Source organism: Paenibacillus sp. 01T422 (genome assembly GCF_056398785.1).
Map to the genome: position 1 here is coordinate 1 of NZ_JBFTQB010000308.1, position 6564 is coordinate 6564.

Sequence of the window (6564 nt, forward strand, 5' to 3'; positions counted from 1 at the left end):
CACAAGCGCTGCTGCGTATTGTGCCCAAGCCGGGCCAAGTGGAAGGCGAGATCAAACTGAGCCGAAGTGGTGCAAATCATAAGGGAGAAGCCGTTGATTTGGTGAAGCTGGACCCGAGGGGGAAGGAAATTCGGGATATCCGGGGCGACGAGATCGCGATGATTTTCCAGGAGCCAATGAAGGCGTTCTCTCCTATTCATACCGTAGGCAATCAAATTATGGAAGCGATCTTACTGCACGTGACACAGGATAAAAAAGAAGCATACCGCATGGCGGTGGACATCCTGCGCAAGGTGGGCATGTCCAATCCCGAGCAGCGGCTTAGCGAATATCCGCATCAGCTTTCGGGCGGAATGAGGCAGCGGGCCATGATCGCCATGGCGCTGTCCTGCAACCCTTCGATTCTCATCGCAGATGAGCCGACGACGGCCTTGGATGTCACAGTCCAAGCGCAAGTGCTTCAGCTGATTAATGATCTGAAGGCTAATCATGATACTTCGGTTATTTTCATCACACATGACCTTGGCGTTATTGCCGAAATGTCGGACGAAGTAGCGGTCATGTATCTTGGGAAAGTCGTCGAATACACGGATGTGGACTCCTTATTTCATCATCCGAAACATCCGTATACCAAGGCGTTATTGAATTCGATACCGGCCATCGGCAGAGAGAACAAAAGACTGGAATCCATTGAAGGGACCGTTCCGTTCCCGATGAATTTGCCGAATGGCTGCGGCTTCTATACGCGCTGCAAAATGGCGATTGACGGAGTGTGCAACGTAGCGGACGTGCCTCTTGTCGAGGTTAGAAAAGATCATAAAGTTCGCTGCTTACTGGTTCAAGCGGAGCTTAAAGAAGCCGAGGTGGTCTCATGACGGTGCAAACAGATGAACTCATTCTTGATGTGAACTATATGCGGAAATATTTCCCGATTAAAAAAGGTTTTTTGCAAAAAAACGTAGGTTATGTCAAAGCCGTCGATGATGTCCAGTTCCATATCCGTCCTGGTGAAACATTCGGCCTCGTCGGCGAATCCGGCTGCGGCAAAACGACGCTCGGACGCTGTATTCTTCGCGCGATTGAACCAACCTCAGGTTCGGTACGCTTTCGGGACCGCCAAGGTCAAATGCAGGAAGTGCTGCAGCTTGACGCCAAGGAACTGCGTTCTATTCGGCGAGATATGCAGCTTATCTTCCAAGACCCCTATTCCTCGCTTAATCCTCGGATGACGGTGCTCAATATCATTGCCGAGCCGCTCGTCTGTAACGGCATGTCGCACGGCACTGAGCTCAAAGAGCGAGTGGCTGAGCTCATGGAGATGGTTGGCCTGAACAGCCGACATCTGGAGCGATATCCGCATGCTTTCAGTGGAGGCCAACGTCAACGGATCGGTATAGCCCGAGCTTTGGCGACGAATCCCAAGTTCATCGTTTGCGATGAAGCCGTGTCGGCTTTGGACGTATCCGTACAAGCGCAAATCATTAACCTGCTGCAGGATTTGCAGGAAAAACTGAACTTGTCCTATCTATTTATCTCTCATGATCTCGGTGTCATCCAGCATATATCTAACCGTGTCGGCGTTATGTATGTTGGCAAAATGGTCGAGACAGCGGCAACGAAGGATTTGTTTGCTGCTCCCAAACACCCTTACACAGAAGCGTTGCTCTCTGCGAAGCCAGTACCCGATCCTCGCAAGAAGGCGAACCGCATTATATTGCAAGGTGAAGTCGCGAACCCAGCGAATCCACCATCCGGCTGCTATTTCCATCCGAGATGTGCCTACGCCAAAGACATTTGCAAGAATCAGGCTCCTCAATTGAAGCAAGTTGGCGATGGGCATTATGCAGCCTGTCATTTTGCAGGTGAGCTTGACCTCAGGGGGGCAACGTCGATATGACGTATATTCTACTTACACTCCTCGTTTTCTTCGTGTGCCTTAGTCTGATTATGGTGGGTTCCTTATGGTATATGAGGGTACTACTCGAGAAAATGGTCGGAGGCAAGCTGCGCGACCTGGAGACGCTGACAGCAACGGGTACGATACCTGAAACATGGACGGCCAAATATACCGAGCGTATGATTCAACATCAGAAGCTGGGTAATGCCAAACAAGTGGACCGAATTGAACGATTGGCACGTAAGTCCTATTTGAACAAAATCGGCAAACTGATAGCTTTTGTCAAAAAATCGACATTGGTAGAAAGTGAAGAAGCGCGAAAAGCTACGCTGCGTATCCTGCAAAGAGTGGAGCGGGAATGGAGGGACGCTAACACGTATGGATCCTTTTCTTGAGATGAAGCAGCGTGATCCGGCGGCAGGGTATAAATCGGTAGGAATTACCGTCATTACTGCGGGGCTGGGCATTATGAATTGGTTCGAACTACGGAGCCTGCTGCTGGTTTTGCTTACTTTTTTTGGCGTTAAACGTTCCTCGTGGCAGGGTATTGATAATTTATCATTTCTGCTTATGGGTGTCGTTTGGCTCGCTTACGTGTTCTACTGCCAATATTATTTGAAAAAGAAAGCGGAAGCTAAGCAGGTGCTGCAAGCATCAGCTCATCTGTTGGCGATTCAGTTGGGGATTTTATTTGTATGCAATCTCCTCTCACACGTCTTGCTGAGTGTACCTTTTGAGACGTATATGATGCTTTTTTTATTGATTGAAGGCGTTTTGACTCTATTGCTAGGCTGGTTTGCTTGGGGTGCGGCTCGCAAGAAGCTCTTGCGATAATTTGTAGACAAAGGTGGGTTAGCCGGTATGGATATAGGTGTTGTTTCACGCAGCTTTCCGCAATTATCGAATGAAGAGGTGGCGGCGCTGCTCGCTGAGCGCGGGTTCAGATGGACAGAGCTTTGCTTCTCGCAAACGGATTCGAACTACTGGCGCTACAATGGGCGGAGTGATCTCAGTGATTTAACGGATAAAAGAAGCCAAGAGATCGTAGAAACCTATCGCAAACATGGCATTGAAGTGGCCTCGATTGGCGTATTTACGAATTTGTTGGAAACGGATGAGCAGGAAATGGAGGCGAATTTGCGGTATTTTGAACGGCATATGCAAATTGCTGCCGGGACCGGCGTGCCAGTTGTTGCAACAGAGTGTGGATTCATTCCGGGAAAAAGAGGTATTCAAGCGGATTCGTATGAGAAGGATTTCGATCGTTTCAAACAACAGATAAGCTGGCTTGGTGAGCGTGCTGGTCACTACGGTATCAAGCTTGCGCTTGAGCCCTGTGTCCTTGATGTTGTACCTAGTGCTAAGCGAACGGCTGATTTGCTGGCGCAGGTCGGATCGCCGCATATTCAAGTGCTGCTAGATCCGGCAAATTTAATTGCGAATAGCTCAGAAGAAGAAATGTTCCAGTATTTAGCGCCGCATCTGGCTTACTTTCACGGAAAAGACCGTAAAGTCAATGATACCTACGGGCGCTGCGTTGGGGACGGGGACATTGACTGGAGGAAGCTGCTGAATCTATATCATGAGCAAGCCGAAGGTGTTCCTTTTATTTTGGAATATGTGAATATCGATAATTTCTGTGAAATTCGTGATCGGGTGATCGCGTTTGACCAAGCCCGCTAATTGTCCTCTACATCGAATCGGAAATCTGAAGTTCAGGGAGGTGTTTGATGATGCTAGTCGCGGAAAGGGTTCAGCACATTCTACGGCTGGTTAACGAGCGGGGAAGCATGCGCGTCACTGAACTCAGCCAGATATGCCGGGTTACGGAAGAAACGATTCGCCGGGACTTGGATCGCTTGGAAAACGAAGGACGTCTCCTTCGCAGCTATGGCGGAGCGATCCGTCTGCAGCCGCAAACGTCTGAAACGTCGTATGAGCTGCGGGAAACAGTGCATGTGACGGAAAAGCAGCGTATTTCGGCTGAGGCTGTTAATTATGTGGAGCCCCACGACCGCATCGTCCTTGATGCGAGCTCCACGACCTGGCATATGGCAGCGCTGCTGCCTGACATTCCGCTCACCGTCATCACCAACTCCTTGAAGGTGGCTTTGGTTCTTAGCGAGAAGAAGAACGTCAGCGTCATCAGCACAGGAGGCATTCTTGTGCCAAATTCACTTTCTTTCGTTGGACCGCTGACGGAGCAGGCCTTGGAGGAGTATCATGTAAATAAAGCGTTCGTATCCTGCAAAGGCGTACATATGGAGCGGGGCATTAGTGAATCGAATGAAATGCAAGCGAGGGTGAAGCGTAAAATGGTCGGCATGGCCGAACAGGTATTTGTCCTTGCGGATTATAGCAAATTTGATATGCAAGCTTTTACCATGATCGGGGCTTGGAACCAGATTCATCATCTCATTACAGATGAACAAACACCGCTTGATCATGTTCAACTGCTGCAGCGTAAGTTCATCAATGTCATCCAAGTTTAAGTACCATTTAATATGGCGTAATCCCCTTGTAAGATGGCTGAAACCGCAATGAAAGTGTAAGCTGGATGCCTTATGATGAAGACAGAAGCAAAGAAAGGAATTGTACATATGGTTAATCTCCTGCGACAAAGTCAATTCATGAAAGACAAGCAAATTCCGTTCTACATTAACCGCTGCTTCCATCATCAAGATAATACGCCGTTGGTTCATTCACATGACTTTATCGAACTTGTTTATGTGGTTAGCGGTAATGCGGATCATGTATTTGAAGGAGAATCCTACCAGATCCAGACGGGAGATGTCTTTATTATTAACCCCGGGGAAGTTCATACGTATCGTACGAAACCCGGAGAAGGCATCGAGATTATTAATTGTCTCTTCACGCCAGAACTCATTCATGAGTCGCTGCTGAAGGAATTGGGCGTGTCACAGTCCATGGATTACTATTATGTACATCCTTTCTTACATACAAGAGAACGCTTTCATCATAGGCTGAATTTGATGGGGCAGGTTTCCAATCATGTTCTTACTTTACTTGAAACAATGATTTCTGAGTGGGAGCATCACCGGCCGGGCTATTTGCCCCTCATTAAACTGCAGATGCTCCAGCTGCTCATCCTGCTATCTCGCTGCTACTCCGATTCTACTAATAAGGAGAAAAAGAGTTCGCGATCAGCGAATCATACGATACTTGTACGCCGGATCACGGGGTTTCTGGAGCGTCATTTTGATAAAAAAATGTCCATCCCCGACTTGTGCGAGTTGTTTAATGTGAGCAGCAGGCAGCTGAACAGGGTGTTTAAGCAGGAAACGAATCAAACCGTAACGGAGCGTATTCATGACATTCGAATTGAACGGGCGAAGCAGTATTTGACAGAAGGCGATGAGAAAGTGATTCATGTTGCACAGCGTGTAGGCTATGAGGACCCGGCATTTTTCACACAATTGTTTAGACGGAGGGTTGGGTGCTCGCCAGGACAGTACCGTGATTTGCACGGCGAAATTCTTGAAAATACACAGGAACTTCAGTAGAAGAAACGGGAGGAATAGGCAATGACGTTAAAGGTTGCGGTAGTTGGGGTTGGCAATATCGGTTCAATTCATGCGGGTGTGTACCATGAACATGCGAAAACAGAACTTGTAGCTGTATGTGACATCATCAAAGAGAAAGCAGATGCAGCTGCGGCCAAATTCGGCTGCAGAGCTTTCTATAGTGTGCAGGAAATGCTGGCTAGCGGCATTCATTTGGATGCTTGCTCGATGGCGACCAAAGGGGAAGAGAATGGCGGAGAGCATTATCAACCTACAATGGAGCTGCTCGAGGCGGGCATTCCTGTTCTCGGGGAAAAGCCGATTTCCAACCGGATTGATGAAGGGGAGCGGATGGTGGCGCTTGCCAAAGAGAAGCAGATTCCTTTTGGCGTCAACCTGAATCATCGGTTTACACCTGCAGCGCTTCGTGCGAAAGAATGGGTAGAAGRAGGCCGTCTCGGTCAATTACATATGATTAATATGAAAATGTGGATCAATAACCCGGTGGAAACTTCGCCTTGGTTTCACTTGCGCGCGCTTCATCCACACTCCTTCGATGTGATTCGTTATTTCTGCGGAGATGTGAAACGGGTAGCCGCCTTCATGATGAAAGGTGAAAATCGGAAAATTTGGTCGAATACGCAGGTTATGCTCGAGTTTGAAAATGGAGCTATCGGGAACCTCGTCGGCAGCTACGATGCTGGAGCCAGCTATGGCTTGGAGCGCTGCGAAGTGGTCGGTTCCAAAGGCCGATTCGTGTTGGACGATGCTTGTGAGCACTTAACGTACTACCCTCGTCATAGCATTGCAACGGAAAGCTACAGCTATTTGGGCGGCATGCGCCATTTCAACGAAACATTTAAAAGCCGGATCAGCGATTGGATTGAGCAGCTGGATGCTAAGGTGCCTTACGATCAAATCAACGGCTCTGGTGAAGAGGCGCTTAAGGCGCAGACGATTATCGAGGCAGCTATTCGTTCATTTGAAACGTCAAGCATTGTTGAACTTTAACTTAGGGAGGCAGTAAGCCATGATGCAATTAGGGATAAATTCGGTGTTGTTCAAAGATTTCGATTTCGCTACGGCTGCGCAGCATATCAAGCTTTGCGGTTATGACGGTGTGGAGCTCTCAGCGATCAAAGG

8 protein-coding genes are annotated in these 6564 nt (G+C 48.5%); all 8 read left to right on the plus strand.

Annotated elements, in window-relative coordinates; all coding sequences use genetic code 11:
- Positions 1-875, plus strand: an 875-nt coding sequence (locus AC1DUA_RS17970) for an ABC transporter ATP-binding protein (protein WP_477501073.1), incomplete at its 5' end; no start/stop codon positions are given.
- A complete protein-coding gene (locus tag AC1DUA_RS17975; protein ID WP_477501074.1) occupies positions 872-1897 on the plus strand; it encodes an ABC transporter ATP-binding protein in 1026 nt (341 codons plus the stop codon). The genes AC1DUA_RS17970 and AC1DUA_RS17975, both read left to right, overlap by 4 nt.
- A complete protein-coding gene (locus AC1DUA_RS17980) occupies positions 1894-2292 on the plus strand; it encodes a hypothetical protein (protein ID WP_477501075.1) in 399 nt (132 codons plus the stop codon). Before AC1DUA_RS17975 ends, AC1DUA_RS17980 begins: the two co-directional genes overlap by 4 nt.
- Entirely contained in the window at positions 2276-2731 is a 456-nt protein-coding gene (locus AC1DUA_RS17985; RefSeq protein ID WP_477501076.1) for a hypothetical protein, read from the plus strand. The genes AC1DUA_RS17980 and AC1DUA_RS17985 overlap by 17 nt, the downstream gene beginning before the upstream one ends.
- Positions 2732-2758: 27 nt before the next feature.
- A complete protein-coding gene (locus AC1DUA_RS17990; RefSeq protein ID WP_477501077.1) occupies positions 2759-3580 on the plus strand; it encodes a sugar phosphate isomerase/epimerase family protein in 822 nt (273 codons plus the stop codon).
- A gap of 50 nt (positions 3581-3630) precedes the next feature.
- On the plus strand, positions 3631-4389 hold the full coding sequence (locus AC1DUA_RS17995) for a DeoR/GlpR family DNA-binding transcription regulator (RefSeq protein ID WP_477501080.1): 759 nt from the start codon (positions 3631-3633) through the stop codon (positions 4387-4389).
- A gap of 72 nt (positions 4390-4461) precedes the next feature.
- Positions 4462-5421, plus strand: coding sequence for an AraC family transcriptional regulator (locus AC1DUA_RS18000; RefSeq protein ID WP_477501078.1), 960 nt, complete (start codon positions 4462-4464; stop codon positions 5419-5421).
- A 21-nt stretch (positions 5422-5442) separates the two neighbouring features.
- Positions 5443-6432 carry a Gfo/Idh/MocA family protein gene (locus AC1DUA_RS18005; RefSeq protein WP_477501079.1) on the plus strand — a complete coding sequence of 330 codons (990 nt, stop codon included), beginning with the start codon at positions 5443-5445 and terminating at the stop codon, positions 6430-6432.
- Positions 6433-6564 lie beyond the last annotated feature (132 nt).

Bases quoted from the DNA above. Each gene is read 5' to 3' on its own strand.
- AC1DUA_RS17985 (WP_477501076.1), top strand. From the start codon at position 2,276: ATGGATCCTTTTCTTGAGATGAAGCAGCGTGATCCGGCGGCAGGGTAT.
- AC1DUA_RS18000 (WP_477501078.1), top strand. From the start codon at position 4,462: ATGATGAAGACAGAAGCAAAGAAAGGAATTGTACATATGGTTAATCTC.
- AC1DUA_RS17995 (WP_477501080.1), top strand. From the start codon at position 3,631: ATGCTAGTCGCGGAAAGGGTTCAGCACATTCTACGGCTGGTTAACGAG.
- AC1DUA_RS17990 (WP_477501077.1), top strand. From the start codon at position 2,759: ATGGATATAGGTGTTGTTTCACGCAGCTTTCCGCAATTATCGAATGAA.
- AC1DUA_RS17975 (WP_477501074.1), top strand. From the start codon at position 872: ATGACGGTGCAAACAGATGAACTCATTCTTGATGTGAACTATATGCGG.
- AC1DUA_RS17980 (WP_477501075.1), top strand. From the start codon at position 1,894: ATGACGTATATTCTACTTACACTCCTCGTTTTCTTCGTGTGCCTTAGT.